At 63.0% G+C, this 17,334-nt stretch carries 13 protein-coding genes; 5 read left to right on the top strand and 8 right to left on the bottom strand.

Features of this window, described 5'->3' with window-relative positions:
• Positions 1–18: 18 nt before the first annotated feature.
• Positions 19–1,650, bottom strand: coding sequence for a long-chain-fatty-acid--CoA ligase (locus tag ACN0V4_RS10335; protein WP_417675730.1), 1,632 nt, complete (start codon positions 1,648–1,650; stop codon positions 19–21).
• Positions 1,651–1,953: 303 nt separating this feature from the next.
• Here ACN0V4_RS10335 and ACN0V4_RS10330 point away from each other — a divergent pair, with 303 nt between their 5' ends.
• Positions 1,954–2,430, top strand: a complete 477-nt coding sequence (locus ACN0V4_RS10330) for an acyl-CoA thioesterase (RefSeq protein WP_417675728.1) — start codon at positions 1,954–1,956, stop codon at positions 2,428–2,430.
• 73 nt (positions 2,431–2,503) lie between these two features.
• Here the strand turns inward: ACN0V4_RS10330 and pgi are convergent, their stop codons facing one another.
• The 3 genes from pgi to zwf are packed head-to-tail and all read right to left on the bottom strand — an operon-like array spanning position 2,504 to position 6,268.
• Positions 2,504–4,111, bottom strand: coding sequence for a glucose-6-phosphate isomerase (pgi, locus tag ACN0V4_RS10325; protein WP_417675726.1), 1,608 nt, complete (start codon positions 4,109–4,111; stop codon positions 2,504–2,506).
• A gap of 22 nt (positions 4,112–4,133) precedes the next feature.
• On the bottom strand, positions 4,134–4,805 hold the full coding sequence (gene pgl, locus ACN0V4_RS10320; protein ID WP_417675724.1) for a 6-phosphogluconolactonase: 672 nt from the start codon (positions 4,803–4,805) through the stop codon (positions 4,134–4,136).
• Positions 4,802–6,268, bottom strand: coding sequence for a glucose-6-phosphate dehydrogenase (gene zwf / locus ACN0V4_RS10315; protein ID WP_417675722.1), 1,467 nt, complete (start codon positions 6,266–6,268; stop codon positions 4,802–4,804). The genes pgl and zwf overlap by 4 nt, the downstream gene beginning before the upstream one ends.
• Before the next feature lie 162 nt (positions 6,269–6,430).
• Between zwf and ACN0V4_RS10310 the strand changes: the two genes are divergently transcribed.
• Positions 6,431–7,378, top strand: a complete 948-nt coding sequence (locus ACN0V4_RS10310) for a radical SAM protein (protein ID WP_417675718.1) — start codon at positions 6,431–6,433, stop codon at positions 7,376–7,378.
• 6 nt (positions 7,379–7,384) lie between these two features.
• On the opposite strand, the gene ACN0V4_RS10305 is transcribed toward ACN0V4_RS10310, so the two are convergent.
• Positions 7,385–8,464, bottom strand: a complete 1,080-nt coding sequence (locus ACN0V4_RS10305) for a hypothetical protein (protein WP_417675716.1) — start codon at positions 8,462–8,464, stop codon at positions 7,385–7,387.
• Positions 8,465–8,877: 413 nt separating this feature from the next.
• On the opposite strand from ACN0V4_RS10305, the gene gyrA reads away from it, so the two are divergent.
• Positions 8,878–11,628, top strand: coding sequence for a DNA gyrase subunit A (gene gyrA, locus ACN0V4_RS10300; RefSeq protein ID WP_417675714.1), 2,751 nt, complete (start codon positions 8,878–8,880; stop codon positions 11,626–11,628).
• Between the two features lie 234 nt (positions 11,629–11,862).
• Here gyrA and ACN0V4_RS10295 read toward each other — a convergent pair whose 3' ends face one another.
• From ACN0V4_RS10295 to ctaA, 3 genes are all read right to left on the bottom strand, one after another.
• Positions 11,863–13,263 (bottom strand): hypothetical protein, encoded by a 1,401-nt coding sequence (locus ACN0V4_RS10295; protein WP_417675712.1) that lies wholly within the window; start codon positions 13,261–13,263, stop codon positions 11,863–11,865.
• A gap of 149 nt (positions 13,264–13,412) precedes the next feature.
• Positions 13,413–14,882: a carboxypeptidase M32 gene (locus ACN0V4_RS10290; protein ID WP_417675710.1), complete on the bottom strand. Its 1,470-nt coding sequence runs from the start codon at positions 14,880–14,882 to the stop codon at positions 13,413–13,415.
• Positions 14,879–16,033 (bottom strand): heme A synthase, encoded by a 1,155-nt coding sequence (gene ctaA / locus ACN0V4_RS10285; protein WP_417675708.1) that lies wholly within the window; start codon positions 16,031–16,033, stop codon positions 14,879–14,881. The genes ACN0V4_RS10290 and ctaA overlap by 4 nt, the downstream gene beginning before the upstream one ends.
• Before the next feature lie 266 nt (positions 16,034–16,299).
• Between ctaA and ACN0V4_RS10280 the strand changes: the two genes are divergently transcribed.
• Both ACN0V4_RS10280 and ACN0V4_RS10275 read left to right on the top strand, forming a co-directional pair.
• Positions 16,300–16,452: an SH3 domain-containing protein gene (locus ACN0V4_RS10280; RefSeq protein WP_417675706.1), complete on the top strand. Its 153-nt coding sequence runs from the start codon at positions 16,300–16,302 to the stop codon at positions 16,450–16,452.
• A gap of 307 nt (positions 16,453–16,759) precedes the next feature.
• Positions 16,760–17,334 (top strand): SH3 domain-containing protein (locus ACN0V4_RS10275; RefSeq protein WP_417675704.1); only part of this gene is annotated, 575 nt, incomplete at its 3' end.

Below are 17,334 nucleotides of genomic sequence, written 5' to 3'. Positions count from 1 at the left end.
TTCACCTGAGAGGGTGCCTTATTCAGCGGCTTCCATCAGCACGTTCTTGTATTGATCGCGCAGCGTCCGCTTGAGCACCTTGCCGGTGGCGTTCAGCGGCAGCGCATCGGCGAAGATCACCATATCGGGGATCTGCCATTTGGCGATCTTGTCCTCATAGAAGGCCAGCAGCTCCTCGGCCGTCGGGGTTTCCCCCTCTGCCGGCACCGCGATCAGCACCGGGCGTTCGTCCCATTTCGGATGCTCCACCCCGATCACCGCGGCATTGGCAAGCTTGGGATGGCCGATGGCGATATTCTCCAGCTCGACCGAGCTGATCCATTCGCCGCCCGACTTGATGATGTCCTTCGACCGGTCGCGGATGGTCATGTAGCCATTCGGATCGAGGGTCGAGACGTCGCCGGTGGCGAACCAGCCATCGTGCAGGACCTGGGCGTCGTCCATGCGGAAATAGCTGTTCAGCACCCAGTGCCCCTGCACCAGCAGATCGCCCTGCAGCACGCCATCCATCGGCAGATCGTGATAGTCCTCGTCGACGACCTTCAGGTCGATGCCGAAAGGCGGACGACCCTGGTTTTGGCGCAGGCGCTGCTGTTCTTCCGGCGGCAGCGACTTGTGCTTGGCCAGCGGCTGGTTGGCCGACCCCAGCGGGCTGAGCTCGGTCATCCCCCAGGCGTGGATGGTGTCGACGCCATAGCGCTCACGGAACTCGGTGATCATCGAGGGCGGGCAAGCGGAACCGCCGATCACCGTCCGCTCCAGGCTTTCCAGGCGGGAACCGGATTTCTTGGCATAGGCCAAGAGCCCCAGCCAGATCGTCGGCACGCCCATGGCGCAGGTCACGCTGTGGTTGTCGATCAGATTCACCAGCGCCTCACCATGCAGATCCGGCCCCGGCATCACCATGGCGCTGCCCGACATCGCACAGCCATAGGGCGCGCCCCAGGCGTTGACATGGAACATCGGCACCACCGGCATCACCACATCGGCGGCGGAATAGCCGATGACGTCGCGGGTGTTCGAGGCGAAGCTGTGCAGCACGGTCGAGCGGTGCGAATAGAGCACGCCCTTGGGGTTGCCCGTGGTGCCCGAGGTATAGCACAGGCTCGACGCGGTCAGCTCGTCGAACTCGGGCCAGGTGAAATGCATGTCGCCCGGCGCGATGAAATCGTCATAGAATTCCAGCCAGTCGTATTGCGCCGCCAGTTCCTCCTTGCGCGGGCCCATCATCACGATGTGCTCCAGCGTCGGCATCTGGTCGCGCAGGTTCACCGCCAGCGGCAGGAAGGTCTCTTCGATGAAAAGAACCTTATCCTCGGCATGGTTGACGATATAGACCAGCTGCTCGGGGAAGAGGCGCGGGTTGATGGTATGGCAGACAAAGCCCGCCCCCGACACGCCGTAATAGATTTCCAGGTGCCGCCGGTTGTTCCAGGCGATGGTGGCAACCCGGTCCTGCGGGTCGAGCCCCAGATTGCTGAGCACCGAGCCGATCTTGCGCGCATTCATCGCCACCGTGGCCCAGGTGGTATGTTCGACGCCGCCACCCGTGGTGTTCACCGAAACGATCGGTGTGTCCCCGTGATAGCGCGCCGCGTGCTCGATCAGCGACGAAATCAGCAGGGGTTTGGTCATCATCTGACCCAGCATGGCAGACTCCTCCTAATGCCTTCGGGCGAAAGCGCCCGGATGTGTGTCATGTCGAGGAAATCGACCCATCGCGGCTCTCCTGCGCGATCTGTCTGTCTCCTCCCATATCGCAGTCCTGCCAAACTGACCCATGCCTTGGCAATAAGTGACGTTCCGGAAGACCTAAATCTGCTCATTTTCGTCGCAGCCCAGAGGGCTTTCCGGGTCTCGGCCGGCGTTTTTTCCAAAGGTTCGGCGCCTCGTGCCGATGCCAGCCGCTTCGGATGCTTGCCCAGGGCGCGGCCGCAGCGTAGGCAGCGGCGCATGGAACTCAGATATCTCACCCCGCTGACGGCCGAAGAGCAGATCGCCCACGGCCTCACCGCGCCGCAGCCGCTGGCGATCGCCGACCGCGTGCGGTTCTCTGAACTCGACAAGCAGAACCACGTCAACAACAAGGCCTATATGGACTGGTTCGAACGGGCCCGGGTGGAACATATGTTCACGGTCTGGCGCCCGCTCTTCGCGGGTCTGCCCCGGCCGCGGGTGGCGGTGCACAGCGCCACCATCCGCTATCTCAAGGAAATGCTGGAGAACGAATCCTATATCGTCACCTCCCGCGCCGAGAGCTTTCGGCAAAGCTCCATCGTGCTGGAACAGCAAATCTGGTCGGGCGATCTGCGCGCCACGCTGAAGGTGATCGCCGTGCTGCAGATGCCGGAAAGCCACGACCGCTACGTGCTGCCGGAGACCCTGCGCGACTATCTGGTCAAGGTCGAAGGCGCCCGCCCAGACGCATGAGCACGGCCGCGCTCTGCAACGAGCGCCGCCAGCGGCGCAACGAGCGGCCGGACGAACCGGCCGCCCCTGGCGATCAGCCCCCCTCGCCTCGCAGATAAGCGATCAACGCGGCGGTCGATCCGTCCAGATCGGCGCCGCCGCATGCGCCCTCCAGCACCGGGCCGAGCGAGGTGGCGATTTCCTTGCCAAGCTCGACCCCGAACTGGTCGAAGGAATTGATCCCAAGGATCACCCCCTCGGCAAAGATCCGGTGTTCGTAAAGCGCCACGATCTGCCCCAGCACCCCGGGGGTGAGCTGCGGATAGGCCAGCGTCACCGAGGGGCGGTTGCCCGGGAACACCCGGTGACGCGCCTGACGCTCCAGCTCCTCGCCGACGAACCCCGCCGCCGCCGCCTTGTCGCGCGCCTGATCCAGGCTGCGCCCGACCATCAACGCCTGCGATTGCGCCAGGCAATTGGCCACCAACAGCCGATGGTGCTGCGTCAGATGCGGTTCGTGACCGCGCGCGGCGACCATGAATTCGCAAGGCACCACCTGGGTGCCCTGATGCAGAAGCTGGAAGAAGGCATGTTGCCCATTGGTTCCGGGCTCGCCCCAGACGATGGCGCCGGTGGGGCCTTCGGCCGGCGTCCCGTCCATCGCCACCGACTTGCCGTTCGATTCCATTTCGAGCTGCTGCAGATAGGCCGGAAGCCGCGCCAGCCGCTGATCATAGGGCAGCACCGCACGGCTCGGATAACCGCAGACATGGCTGTGCCAAAGCCCGACCAGCGCCAACAGCACCGGCAGGTTCTCGGCCCAGGGGGCGGTGCGGAAATGGCAGTCCATCTCGTATCCGCCATGCAGGAAGGCCTGGAAATTATCCGGCCCCACCGCCAGCATCACCGGCAGGCCGATCGGCCCCCAGAGCGAGAACCGCCCGCCGACCCAATCGCAGAAGCCGAAGACACGCTCGGCCGGAATGCCGAATTCGGCCGCCCGCCCCGGTTCGGTCGAAATCGCGAAAAACTGCCGCGCCGGATCACCGCCGCCGGCCAGCATCCAATCCCGCGCGGTGCGGGCATTGGTCATCGTCTCGACCGTGGTGAAGGTCTTTGAAGCGACGTTGATCAGCGTCCGCTTCGGGTCGAGATGCTTCAGCGTATCGGCGATATGCGCCCCATCGACGTTCGACACGTAATGCAGCCGCGGCCCGTCATGATAGGGCGCCAGCGCCAGCGTCGCCATCACCGGGCCGAGATCCGAGCCACCGATGCCAATGCTGACCACATCGGTGAAGTGCCCCCCGACCCCGGTCAACCGCCCGTCACGCACCTCGCGCGAGAAGGCCGCCATGCGGGCCAGCGTGTCGCGCACCCCGGGCATCACATCGGCGCCACCGACCGGCACCGGCGTGCCGCTGAAATTGCGCAGCGCCGTATGCAGCACCGCCCGGCCCTCGGTTTCGTTGATCCTGGCCCCGGCGAACATCGCCTCGCGACGCTCGGCCAAGGCGACCTGATCGCAAAGCGCGGTGAGCGCTCGCAAGATCTCGTCATCAATATGCGTTTTCGAAAAGTCGAACCGCAAATCGCACCCCAGAGCGGTAAACCGTTCAGCTCGCGCGGTTTCAGCGTCGAAAAGCTCGACCAGGCTGCGATCCAGCGTGGCCTGCCGAAGGGCCTTGAGGTCCCCCCACATTCTAATACCTCATCTTCAACTTTTAAACCGACCAGTGGACGGAGGTGTTCTTTAGAACCGCCTGAACCGGAGCTTCCTCCGGCGGCAGCGACAGAGCCCTCTCTAGCGCGGCGCGTTTGGCTTCGCCATAGAGGACCATGTGTTTCGACAGCGCCCCGTCCAAAACCGGCGCCGTCAAGCTTATGCGTGCCTCCGGCACCGTCTCGGGACGCAGCACCGCCACCGGCGGCGCATCATCGGCAAGCGCCTCCCGCAGCCCGGCGGCGCCGGGAAAGAGCGAGGCGGTATGCATATCCTCACCCATCCCGAGCAGCATGACCGACAGCGGCAGCTCGGGCGAGACCCGCGCGGCGATCGCCGGCAAGGCCGCCTCGGGGCTTTCCTCCGGCTCCCACAGCGGCAGGAAGCTGGCGGCACCGGCCCGCGCGGTGAGCAGACGTTCGCGGATCAGCCGAGCATTCGAGCGGGGATGATCGGGCGCCACCCAACGTTCGTCGGTGGGCAGGACATGCACCCGCTCCCACTCCAGATCGGCGGCGCAAAGCGCGTCGAAGATCAGCCCCGGAGAGGTGCCGCCGCAGACCGCGAAGGAGGCGGTCTCATGTGTCATCAGATGCGCTTTCAGCGCCCCGGCCAACTGGTTGGCGAGGTCGATCGCCAGCATCTCCCGATCGGGGTATTCGAGGAAGTTCATGGATTGATCCCCCGCCACCTGCGTTCGTCGCGTTTCATCAACAGATCGGCATCGGCCGGCCCGGTGCTGCCGATGACATAGGGTTTGGGCACATCGCCACGCGATTGCCAGCCGGCGATCACCGGATCGGTCCAGGCCCAGGCGGCCTCGACCTCGTCGCCGCGCATGAACAGCGTCTGGTTGCCGCGGATGACATCCATGATCAGCCGCTCATAGGCATCGGCCGGATCGCGCCCGTCAGGCCCCAACGCCTTGGCAAAGGTCATGTCCAGCGGCACGTCGGTCAGCCGGATGCCCCCTGGCCCCGGTTCCTTGATGGTCACCTGCAGGGTGATCCCCTCGTTCGGCTGCAGCCGGATCGACAGCACGTTGGAATGCTGTCCGGGCTCCGCCCCGAAGATCGAATGCGGCGCATCCTTGAACCGCACGTTGATCACCGAGGACCGCGCCACCAGCCGCTTGCCGGTGCGCAGATAGAACGGCGTGCCGGCCCACCGCCAATTGCTGATATGGGTCCTGAGCGCGATATAGCTTTCGGTGGTGCTGCGCGGATTGCCGACCTCATCGCGATAGCCGCGGCCAAGCTCCGGGTGATCGGGATCGGCGACATACTGGCCACGCACGATATGATGCGGCTTCACCGGATCGAGCGCCCGGATCACCTTGAGCTTTTCGTCGCGCACCGCGTCGGGATCGTATTTCGCCGGCGGCTCCATCGCGATCAGACAGAGAAGCTGCATCAGGTGGTTCTGCACCATGTCCCGCATCGCGCCGGCGCGGTCATAATATTCCGCCCTGCCCCCGACACCGACGGATTCGGCCACGGTGATCTGGATGTGGTCGACATATTGGCTGTTCCACAGCGGTTCGAACAGCATATTGCCGAAGCGGACCACCATCAGGTTCTGCACCGTCTCCTTGCCCAGATAATGGTCGATCCGATAGATCACACTTTCGTCGAAATGACTGGCAAGCGTGGCGTTCAGCGCCCTGGCGCTGGCGAGATCCTGGCCGAAGGGCTTCTCCACCACGATCCGGGTCTGGTCGGTGACCATGTCATATTCGCGAATCCGCTGGGCCAGTTCGCCGAACAAGCTGGGTCCGACCGAGAAGTAAAATGCCCGAACCCGGTCCTGATCCAGCATCGCCGCCAGATCGGTCCAGCCCTCGGGCCCGCGCGCGTCGATCCGCTGATAGGCCAGACAGTCGAGAAAACCGCTCAGCATGCCGGGTTCGCGCACATGCTGCGGAGTATGTTCGGTGACGCTTGCGGTCAGCAGATTGCGGAATTCCTGCAGGCTCAGGTCGCTGCGCGCCGATCCGATCACCCGGGCACCGGCAGGCATCTGCCCGGCGCAAAACCGTTTGAACAGCGCCGGCAGGATCTTGCGCCGCGCCAGATCACCGGTGGCCCCGAAGATCACCAGGTCGAAGGGATCGACCGGTATCGCGCGCGCAATCATTCCATACCTCCTGCCGTTCGGTCCCGCTGTCGACCCGTCCTAGCATATTCGCCAAGCAAGGTGACAGGCGCTTCGCCGATCTGGCCTTTTTTCGGCGCGACTTTACCTTTCTTCGGTTCGCAGGCTAGAACAAACTTGCCGGTTGTGATGGAAAAGACCGCCATGAAAGACAGTGCCGCCGCCAATCAGGGAAAGTTCCGCGATCCGCTGCTGACCGCCAAGGGCGAGCCGCGCGCCACCGTCGCGCTGAGCCATCCCGAAACGCTGTGGTTCAACACCGGCACGCTGTGCAACATCACCTGCGCCAACTGCTATATCGAAAGCAGCCCCAGCAATGACGCGCTGGTCTATCTGACCCGGGCGGAGGTCGAGGGGTTTCTCGACCAGATCGAAGGCCGGGGCTGGCCGGTGCGCGAGATCGGCTTTACCGGCGGCGAGCCCTTCATGAACCCGCAGATGAACGCCCTGGCCGAGGCGGCGCTGCTGCATGGGCACCAGGTGCTGATCCTGACCAACGCCATGCAGCCGATGATGCGACCGAAGGTGAAGGCGGGGCTTGCCGATCTGGCGGCGCGCTTTGGCGACCGGCTGACGCTGCGCGTCTCGCTTGATCACTATACCGCCGCGCAGCACGACGCCGAACGCGGCGCTGGCAGTTTCGGCCGCACGCTGCAGGGCATGGACTGGCTGAGCGCCCGGGGTATCCGGATGACGGTGGCCGGCCGCAGCCTGTGGCACGAGGACGAGGCCCAGGCGCGCGCCGGCTATGGTGCGCTCTTTGCCGCGCGGGGCTATGCGATCGACGCGCGCAATCCCGGCGAAACCGTGCTTTTCCCCGAAATGGACCTGAACGTCGAGGTGCCCGAGATCACCACAGCCTGCTGGGGCATCCTGAAGAAATCCCCCGATGCGATGATGTGCGCCTCGTCCCGCATGGTGGTCAAACGCCGCGGCGCCGCGCGCCCCTCGGTGGTGGCCTGCACGCTGCTGCCCTATGATCCGCAGTTCGATCTGGGCGAAACGCTGGAGGCGGCCGAACGCCCGGTGGCGCTGAACCACCCCCATTGCGCGAAATTCTGTGTTCTCGGCGGGGCGAGCTGTTCGGCCTGATCGCCCTCAGAGATCCGCCAGGACATCCCAGGTGTCGGTGGTGAAGTTCTTGGCCGAAAGCTCGGTCCCGGCGCCGAAATTCACCAGGAGATTGTCACCGAAATAGAGCTTTCCGGCCGCGTTATCCATGTAGAGCATATCGGTCTCGGCCGCCTTCCAGACCTTGCGGTCGAAGGTGACGGTCGTGTCGCGGAACTCATCGGCATCGAAGACGATCTTGTCCTGGCCGGCAGCGAAATCCCGGATCCGGGCGACGGTGGAATAGCTGTCGAGTTCGATATAGACCCGGTCCCGCCCGGCGCCGGTGCGGATGACATCCGGGGCCTCGGCGAAACTGCCCGTCAGCACAAAGATCTCGTCATCTCCGGCGCCCGCGTTCAGGGTTTCGGAATACATCCCCTCCAACACGATGGTATCGGCGCCGCCGCCGGTCCGGATCACCGCGTGGAAGTCATCGGGATAGGTTGTGGGCGAGGCGTTCATGATCACCACATCGGCCCCGGTGCCGGTATCCAGTTGCAGCGAGGAGATCACAGCGATCTCGGCCGAAAATTCGAACCGGTCCGCGCCGCCGCCGAGGCTGACGATGATCTCGCCCCCAGGGCCCATCGTGCCCAGATCTTCCTGATGAAGGCGCAGCGTCTCGTCCAAGGCACCGCCCTTGATGGTCAGCGAATTGACCGAGCCACTCATCACGGCGAGGTCGACATCGTATTGCCGATGCTCAACCGAGCGCAGCAGCGGCGCGATCGTCGTCAGATCCATCACGCTGCTGCTGGCGGTATAGTCGGCCATTTGGGCAGAGATCGTGACCGCCAGCGTGTCATACCCCTTGCCGCCGTCAAAACTGAGCTGTGCAAGCTGGCTCAACCCGGAGGTGCCATCGAAATAAAGCTTGATGTTCTGCAGCACATCGCGCCCGTCGCCGCCGTAGAACCGGTCCGACATGTCGTAATCCGGATCGACACCATCGACACCGTAGAAATAGAAGGTGTCGTTCCCCTCCAGCCCGTAAAAGCTTTCCCTCAAGGTGGCGCTCGCCGACATCACGTTGTCGCGGTCGGTGCCGAAATAGGTGTCTCGCATGATCTCCTGCCCGTTCTGGGATTGCCGAGCCCGAGCCTAGGCGCTGCCCGATCCTCGCACAAGCCGGAGCCGAGGCCGGAACGCGCCGGGGGACACAGGCGCAGAGGATCGGACGACGGCCGTCGACCCGCAGGAGAAGACCATAGGCGACGGCCCCACGCCAAGCCCCTCGGCCCAGCTTTCGACACATGTGGCAAGTCTGGCGCCATGGGCGGCGTTTTTTTCGCCCCCTCACGACGCAGCCGGTTGCCGCAGGGCGGCGAGAAAACAAAATTTCCCAATACAAATAAAGGATTGCAAACAGAACCGGCAGAGACCACAGTCGTTAAGAATGGGCCATTGCACCCTATATGCCGGGTCTGATAAGGTGTCCCCACAAGATATAGAACCTGCACAAGAAACGGGCACGAGCTTTGAGCGATACGCCGGAATCCCCTGAAAACACGGACGAAATACCGCCCGAACGTCCCACCTACGTCGGGCCGACCGTTACCATCGAGTCCGAGATGCGCACGTCCTATCTGGACTATGCCATGTCGGTCATCGTCAGCCGCGCGATCCCCGATCTGCGCGACGGGCTGAAGCCGGTGCACCGCCGCATCCTCTTTGCGATGCATGAGACCAACAACACCCACGACCGGCCCTATCGCAAGTCGGCGCGTCCCGTGGGCGACACCATGGGGAAATACCACCCGCATGGCGACGCCTCGATCTATGACGCCCTGGTGCGGATGGCGCAGGACTTCTCGATGTCGCTACCGCTGCTCGATGGTCAGGGCAACTTCGGTTCGATGGACGGCGACAGCCCCGCCGCCATGCGATACACCGAGGTCCGGATGGACAAGCCGGCCGCCTTCATGCTGGCCGACATCGAAAAAGAGACGGTCGATTTCCAGGACAACTATGACGGCAAGGACCGCGAACCCACGGTGCTGCCGGCGCGGTTCCCGAACATGCTGGTCAACGGCGCCGGCGGTATCGCCGTCGGCATGGCCACCAATATCCCGCCGCACAACCTGGGCGAAGTCGTCGATGCGACGCTCGCGCTGATCGAGGAACCGGATCTGACCAGCGAACAACTGATCAACTATATCCCCGGCCCCGACTTTCCCACCGGCGCGCTGATGCTGGGCCGCTCCGGCGCGCGCAAGGCCTATCTTGAAGGTCGTGGCAGCGTCGTCATCCGCGCCAAGACCCGGGTCGAGGAACTGCGCAAGGACCGCTACGCCATCATCGTCGAAGAGATCCCCTATCAGGTCAACAAGGCCACGATGATCGAGAAGATCGCCGAGCAGGTCCGCGAGAAGCGGATCGAAGGCGTGGCCCATGTGCAGGATGAATCCGACCGCAACGGCGTGCGCGTGGTGATCGAGTTGAAGCGCGACGCCACCGCCGACGTGGTGCTGAACCAGCTCTATCGCTTCACGCCGATGCAGACCTCCTTTGGCTGCAACATGCTGGCGCTGAACGGTGGCCGGCCGGAAACCTTGACCCTGCGCCGCTTCCTCACCTCCTTCCTCGACTTCCGGGAAGAGGTCGTGGTGCGCCGCACCGCCTTCGATCTGAGGAAGGCGCGCGACCGCAGCCATATCCTGTGCGGTCTGGCCGTCGCCGTGTCGAACGTCGACGAGGTGGTCGCGACCATCCGCAGCTCGGCCGATGCGGCCGAGGCGCGGCAACGGCTGATGGAACGGCGCTGGCCGGCGCATGAGATCGCCGGCTATATCCGGCTGATCGACGATCCGACCCATACGATGAACGAGGACGGCACCTATAACCTGTCGGAACTCCAGGCTCGCGCCATTCTCGACCTGCGTCTGCAGCGGCTGACCCAGCTTGGCGTCAAGGAGGTCACCGATGAACTCGAAGACCTCGCCGCCAAGATCAAGGATTACCTCGAAATCCTCGGCAGCCGGGATCGCATCCTCGAGATCATCGCCAACGAGCTGAAGGAGATCAAGGATCTCTTCGCCGTGCCGCGTCGCACCGAGATCGTCGACTGGTCCGGCGACATGGAAGACGAGGATCTGATCGAGCGCGAGGATATGGTCGTCACCGTCACTTCGGGCGGTTACATCAAGCGCACGCCGCTGGCCGATTTCCGCGCCCAGAAGCGCGGCGGCAAAGGACTGTCCGGCATGTCGACCAAGGACGAGGATGTGGTGACCACCCTCTTCGTCGCCAATACCCATACCGCGCTCCTGTTCTTCACCACCGACGGCATGGTCTATCAGCTGAAATGCTGGCGCCTGCCCGCCGGCGGGCGCACCTCGAAGGGCAAGGCGATCATCAACATCCTGCCGATCCCGCAGGGCGTGTCGATCGCCGCGATCATGCCGGTCGATCGCCCGGAAGAGGAATGGGCCGATCTGCAGGTGGTCTTCGCCACCTCTGCCGGCGACGTGCGGCGCAACGCGCTTTCCGACTTCACCAACGTCAAGCGCAACGGCAAGATCGCCATGAAGCTGCCCGAGGACAATTCGGTGCAGCTGGTCGACGCCCGCATCTGTGACGAGGATCAGGACGTGATGCTGGTCACCGATTCCGGCCGTGCCATCCGCTTCTCGGCCACCGATGTGCGGATCTTCAAGGGCCGCGATTCCACCGGGGTGCGCGGCATCCGGCTGAACGGCGATGACCGGGTGGTGTCGATGTCGGTGCTGCGCCATTTCGAGGCGGAGTCCTGGGAACGCACCGACTTCCTCAAACGCTATCGCGCCGAGATGGGCAGCGACAGCACCGAGGAAGAGGTGACCGAGGTCGAGGATGCCCCCGAGGGCGAAGGCGTGCTGAGCGATGCCCGTTATCAGGAGATGCTGGCGGCGCAGGAACTACTGCTGACCATCACCGCCGGCGGCCTCGGCAAGATCAGCGCCTCGCATGACTATCCGGTGCGCGGCCGTGGCGGCCAGGGCGTCACCGCCTGGGAGAAGACCATGCGCGGCGGCCCCATCGTCGCCTCCTTCCCGGTGGAGATGGACGACCAGATCATGCTGGCCACCTCGACCGGCCAGTCGATCCGGGTGCCGGTCCAGGGCATCTCCTTCCGCTCGCGCAGCGCCGGCGGCGTCAAGGTGTTCAATACCGGCGGCGGCGAGGAAGTCGTCAGCGTCGCCCGCATCGCCGATCAGGGCGACGAGGACGAGGGCGAGGCGGAAAGCTGAGCCGTTCGGGGGTTTGGGAATTGGAAGAGGCGGGCCTTTGGGTCCGCCTTTTTTTGTTTGGGGAGAGGGTTAGGGAGTGGATGGAACTCCCGCATCTTTCGCCATAGGCGGTGGCAACTCCCAGCCTAAAGCGAACGGCCAGAAGAGTTGCATTTTATAGACATCAACGCCTCTAAGAATTTTGTTCAGCATGTCAATTTTCTTTGACTTGCTTACCTTTGTGGTTTGGTATGGCTACAGATTGCCTTTGTTCTCAGGAGCATATTTTCCATACACGTTCCAGACTCGTTGGAAAGCCGAACCAATATCCTGTCCAGGGATTCCAAGCATTCTAAAGATATGGAAGCGCGATAACGCACAAAGGTAATTTCCAAAACGAGAAATCTTTTTATAATCATCAGAGGATAAGTCTACGCCTCTTCCGTGAGAGATGCTATTTCTGATCTTGGTAATTTCAACCGACTTTGGCCCTCCTCCAAAACCATATCCTTCCCACATCTTCTGCAAGCGATCAAGGCGCTCCGCCAACGTAAGACGGTTTGGAGATTTTGATATTAGATCATGCAACGTTTGCAAATCATCATCAGTTCCATGTTGTTTTATGACCTTCTTCAATGATTCCCTTGCGGACCTCAGCGCTCTTGATGACCCATTACCGAAGGCCTTGATGTCGAAGTCTTCAACGCATCCAAGAAGCTCGCCGAAGTCGTTTGCAGAGAGTTTCTCCGGCCTTTCCATCAGAAGCACCATATTCATCAAGTAGAACAGAGCATCAGATTGTTCGAATGTTGCATTCAGTAGTTCTTCTGGAGTGAGCACACAGTTTTGTCTCATGAAAAGCGCGTCATACCAACTAACGTAATGTGTCGTACTCTTGAAAACAGGACGGAACACCAACTCGGCTGTGATGTTCTCGTCTCTACCGTTCCATTTCCTCGTATGCGTAGTTTTAAGCCCATACGGATTCTGTGCCATTCTGTGACCGAGGAGGAATGAAAACATCGTGTTTACCTTCCAAATCCACTGCTGAGCATCGGAAAAGTCGATAGGATCCGGAAACTCAAAGATCAGGGACGTTCGCTGCGTAATCTTTGTCGTGTATTCGTCCTCGCTAGTCCCCGCATAGCTTTGAATTTTTACGTTAATTTTGTTGTAAAGCGTGAAGTATTCGCAAGAGGAGCGGTCAATATCGATCGACACTTTAGGCGGTGCTTTTTCTTCGACAACCTCAAAGTCTGTCTTCACAAGTTGAGGCGCATACCACGCGCTGAAAGCAGGCATGTTCATGTGCAGTGCAGTAAAGCACTTCTCGCTTATGTCCTCCAGATGAATGTTTTTGAGTACAGCGGCGGCCATTATGCGTGATTTGGCTCGCATTACAGGCGTGTCCACACCTATGCTGCCGCCGCCTTGTGACTGCACCCAAGGGTTAACAATGGTCGTTGGACGCTGATAGTCTAAGTAACCGGTAATCGTTCCTGTTTCGCAATTTGGAGATTCATATAGATGGTCTCGGAAACAGATCGCCTCTAGCGTTATTCCCTCTGTTTCACTGAAACTCAGCTTCCCTGGCCAAATCTCATCGTCTTTATGTTGGTTGCGAATTGCGAACCATTCCTCAAAGTCTCCAAACATGGCTACCTGCGCTTAGAATTTTGTCAATCCTGTCTCAAAGGGCTAAAGCCTCTCTCGTGGCTTTGCAACTTTCGCTTACTACGCATCATTCTCCCCAAACAAAAAAGGCGGGTCACTGACCCGCCCTTCCCGTCTCTCACAGCCTCCGCTCACAACCCGTAGAGCGCGCCGAATTTGGTCTCGAGATACTCCATCAGCGGCGCCTCGGTCGGTGCGGCGCCGGTGGCGCGGGTGATCACCTCGCGCGGGGCGTATCGGGCGCCGTGGCGTTGCAGGTTGGCCTTGAGCCAGCCGGAGGCGCCGGAGGTGTCGCCCGCCGCCAGTTGCGCGTCGAGGTCGGGCAGCGCCTGGCGCAGCGCCGCGTGCAGGCAGCCGGCATAGACGTTCCCCAGCGCATAGGTCGGGAAATAACCGAAGAGCCCGACCGACCAATGCACATCCTGCAGCACCCCGTTCGAGGGCTTGTCGACCGCGGTGCCGAAATCGGCCAGGAAGCGATCGTTCCACGCCGCCTCAAGATCGCCGACCTGGAGATCATTCGCCATCAGCGCGCGTTCCAGATCGAAGCGCAGCATGATGTGGAGGTTATATTGCACCTCATCCGCCTCGGTGCGGATAAAGCCCGGATGCACCCGGTTGGCGGCGGCATAGAAGGCCGCGGCATCCGGGACGCCGATATCGCCATAGGCCTCGACCATCCGGCCGAACAGCCAGCCAGTGAAGGCGCGCGACCGGCCGAGCTGGTTCTCGAAAATCCGGCTCTGGCTTTCGTGCACCCCCATCGACACACCGCGCCCCAGGGGCGTCAGCAGATAGGCCTGATCGACGTTCTGTTCGTAACAGGCGTGCCCGGTCTCGTGGATGGTGGAATAAATGCAGTTGAACGGCTCGTCCTCGTTGGTGCGGGTGGTGATCCGCACGTCGTTGCCCGAGCCGGAGCTGAACGGGTGCACCGCCTTGTCGATCCGTCCCCGCGTCATGTCATAGCCGAAGACCTCAGCCAGCTCGCGGGTCATCCGCATCTGGGTTTCGGCCGGGTAATATCCGCTCAGCGCCGCCGGCGCCGGCTGCTCGAGGATGGCCGACCGCAGCGCCACCAGGCGCGGGCGCATGGCGTCGAACGTCGCCGCGATCTCGGCCGCGCTGGTGCCGGGTTCATAATCCTCCAGCATGGCGTCATAGAGAGAGCCGCCGGCGGCCAGCGCCGCGCCCTCCTCGCGTTTCAGCGCGACGACCTCTTGCAGAACCGGCAGGAAGGCGGCGATATCCTCGGCCGCCCGCGCCGCCGCCCATTTGCCCTGGGCGACCGAGGTGACCTGCGCCAGCTTGGTGGCGAGGGCGGCGGGGATCTTCATGGTGCGGTCATAGACCCGGCGGATCTCGCGCAATTGCGCGGCGCCCACCTCATCGGGTGCCTCGGCCGTCTCCAGCCAGTCCCCCACCCGCGGATCGGTGCGGCGGGCATGGAGGACGGATTCGATCGCCGCCATCTCCTCGCCCCGCTGATCGGCGGAGCCGCGCGGCATCACCGTCTCCTGATCCCAGCCGAGCCGGCCGGCGATCTCTCCCAGCGCGACGGTGTCGCGGGTGAAGGCCATCAGATCATCATAGGCGGTCATTTCACATCTCCCCGAACGGATTGGACACGCGGATAGGCGGACAGGAACCGCGCCCGCAGGATCAGCACCCAGACCAGCACCGCGACAAGCTGGTGGGTGATCGCGGCATGCAGCGGCGCGGCATAGATCACCGTCATGATGCCAAGGCCGACCTGAACCAGCAACGCCGCCATCGCCGCGTTGAAGGCAAAGCGCGTCGCGCCATGGGCGGAGCGACGGCCTTTCAGCCAGACCGCGATGCCGAAGACGAACAGGAAATAGCCCCAGCAGCGGTGAATGAACTGCACCAGCGCCGGGTTCTCGAAGAAGTTGCGCCACAGCGGCTCGATCATGAAGGGCTTGGGCGGCAGCACCTGCCCACCCATCAGCGGCCAGTCGGTATAGGAGCGCCCGGCGTCGATCCCGGCGACCAGCGCGCCCAGCAGGATCTGCACGAAGGCGATATGCAGCCAGCCGGTCGACAGGCTGAAGAGCTTCGCCTCGCGCAGCCGCCGCGCCTGCATCAGGTCACGCTCCTCCCGCCCGAGCTGGAAGATATCCCAGGCCAGAACGCCCAGGATGATGAAGGCGAGCCCCAGATGGGTGGCGAGCCGATAGGAGGCCACCGCCGTCATCCCCTCGCCCTGGGTCACCCCGGACGAGACCATCCACCAGCCGATCGCTCCCTGCAGCCCGCCAAGCGCGCCCGGGATGATCAGCTTGCCGGCCCAGCCCCGGGGGATCTGCCGGGCGATCAGAAAGCCGAAGAACCCCAGCGCCCAGACCAGCCCGATCAGCCGGCCCAATTGCCGGTGGCTCCATTCCCACCAATAGATTTCCTTGAAATCGCTCAGCTGCATCCACTGGTTGGCGATGCGCCACTGGTCGATCTGCTTGTACTTGTCGAATTCGGCCTGCCAGTCGACCTCGGTCATTGGCGGGATCGCCCCGGTGACCGGACGCCATTCGGTGATGCTGAGCCCGCTGTCGGTCAGACGGGTCAGCCCGCCCACCGCGATCATCGCCACCACCAGGACGAAGATCACCGCCAGCCAGGCCCGGCTCCCCTTGCGCGCACCGCGCCGGCCGCGATCGATCACCCCGGTCTCGGCCGGGGTCGCCGGGCTGCTGCCCTCGCCCACGTCTTGGAAAATAGAGCGTTTGGTCGCCATCTCTTCGCCCAATCTTGCTGTCTTGCTTGCGTCTGATCCCATGTAGACCGCGCGACGGGACAGGACAATGCATCTTGCCCCCGGCGGGGATCGCCCGGGCATGCCTTCAGGTTGGAAAAAGTCGCGACGGACCGCCCCCCCCCCGGGGCTTTCGATCAAATGTATCGAGCAAGAAACACTCCCGAAGGAGGTCCGGATGTTCCGTGCCTTTGTCGCCCCGCTGACCCTGGCCGCAGCGCCGACAGTTTTCGCTATGTGAAAGAGGGGTGAACCTGTATGCCCGATCCGGTCCCGGATCGAATGACGCGGCCATGCAGGTGCTGAAGCCCGGCACCAAGATCACCGTGGTGAAACGCGAAGGCAGCTGGGCGCAGATCAGGACGACCGAGGGGCTGCTCCTGTGTTCAGCAGCTATCTGATGGAGCAGGCCCCCAAGGCCCAGCCCGTCGCCGCCCAGCACCAAGAGAAACCGCAGCAGCAGGGCCGGCCCCAAGGACAAGCCCCGCAGGACGGCCGCCGCCGCACAAGCCGGTGAACCGAGTTTTCCCCGGCGTCCCGCCCGCGCATCGGGCGGGATAATCGGCTTGGCTCCCGGCCCATAGGCGAAGCCTGGCCGATCCGTCGCTGCGACAGAGAGGCGCCGCTTAACTTCCTCTTGTGAAAGAGTTTGAATGTACTCGACCGCAGGGCCGATATAACCTGTCGCCAGATTTCAGGAGATCCGAAATGGTTCGCAAAATCCTTACCCCCCTTCTGGTTGCCGCCTCCCTCACCCTCGGCGCCGGTGCGGTGCGGGCCGACAGTTTCCTCTATGTTCAGGACGGCATATTCCTGAACGCGCGCAGCGGTCCGGGCTCCCATTATACCGCCTATCAGCGGTTGCACCCGGGAACCCGTTTGTCGGTGATAACCCGGATGGGCAACTGGGCCCAGATCCGCACCCCCGAAGGCGCGATCCTCTGGGTATTTGCGCCCTATCTGATCGACCGCGCCCCGCGGGTCGTCGTGATGCAGCCGCCGATCATCCTGCGCCCGCTGCCGCCGCAGGCGCTGGGGCCCAAGCCGCAGATGAACCACCCTCAGGCCCCGATGCAGCCTGGGGTGCAGAACCCGCCCCGCGCCGGGGAGATGCCGAACACCACGCCGCCGGGTTTCTATCGACCGAACCAGATGAAACCGCAGCAGCAGCGGCCGCAACAACAGCAGCAAATGCAGCCCAAGCCGCAGCAGCAAATGCAGCCCAAGCCGCAGCAGCAAATGCAGCCCAAGCCGCAGCAGCAAATGCAGCCCAAGCCGCAGCA

The organism is Pseudodonghicola sp. (assembly GCF_048268305.1).
In the GTDB taxonomy this organism is placed as follows: domain Bacteria; phylum Pseudomonadota; class Alphaproteobacteria; order Rhodobacterales; family Rhodobacteraceae; genus Pseudodonghicola.
Note: the sequence above shows the minus strand (reverse complement) of the source record. Positions and strands in the feature narration are given on the sequence as shown.

Excerpts from the sequence above, each read along its gene's own strand:
- zwf (WP_417675722.1), bottom strand. The coding sequence starts at position 6,268 with ATGATTGCGCGCGCGATACCGGTCGATCCCTTCGACCTGGTGATCTTC.
- pgl (WP_417675724.1), bottom strand. The coding sequence starts at position 4,805 with ATGAACTTCCTCGAATACCCCGATCGGGAGATGCTGGCGATCGACCTC.
- ACN0V4_RS10290 (WP_417675710.1), bottom strand. The coding sequence starts at position 14,882 with ATGACCGCCTATGATGATCTGATGGCCTTCACCCGCGACACCGTCGCG.
- ctaA (WP_417675708.1), bottom strand. The coding sequence starts at position 16,033 with ATGGCGACCAAACGCTCTATTTTCCAAGACGTGGGCGAGGGCAGCAGC.
- pgi (WP_417675726.1), bottom strand. The coding sequence starts at position 4,111 with ATGTGGGGGGACCTCAAGGCCCTTCGGCAGGCCACGCTGGATCGCAGC.
- ACN0V4_RS10310 (WP_417675718.1), top strand. The coding sequence starts at position 6,431 with ATGAAAGACAGTGCCGCCGCCAATCAGGGAAAGTTCCGCGATCCGCTG.
- ACN0V4_RS10335 (WP_417675730.1), bottom strand. The coding sequence starts at position 1,650 with ATGCTGGGTCAGATGATGACCAAACCCCTGCTGATTTCGTCGCTGATC.
- ACN0V4_RS10305 (WP_417675716.1), bottom strand. The coding sequence starts at position 8,464 with ATGCGAGACACCTATTTCGGCACCGACCGCGACAACGTGATGTCGGCG.
- ACN0V4_RS10295 (WP_417675712.1), bottom strand. The coding sequence starts at position 13,263 with ATGTTTGGAGACTTTGAGGAATGGTTCGCAATTCGCAACCAACATAAA.
- ACN0V4_RS10330 (WP_417675728.1), top strand. The coding sequence starts at position 1,954 with ATGGAACTCAGATATCTCACCCCGCTGACGGCCGAAGAGCAGATCGCC.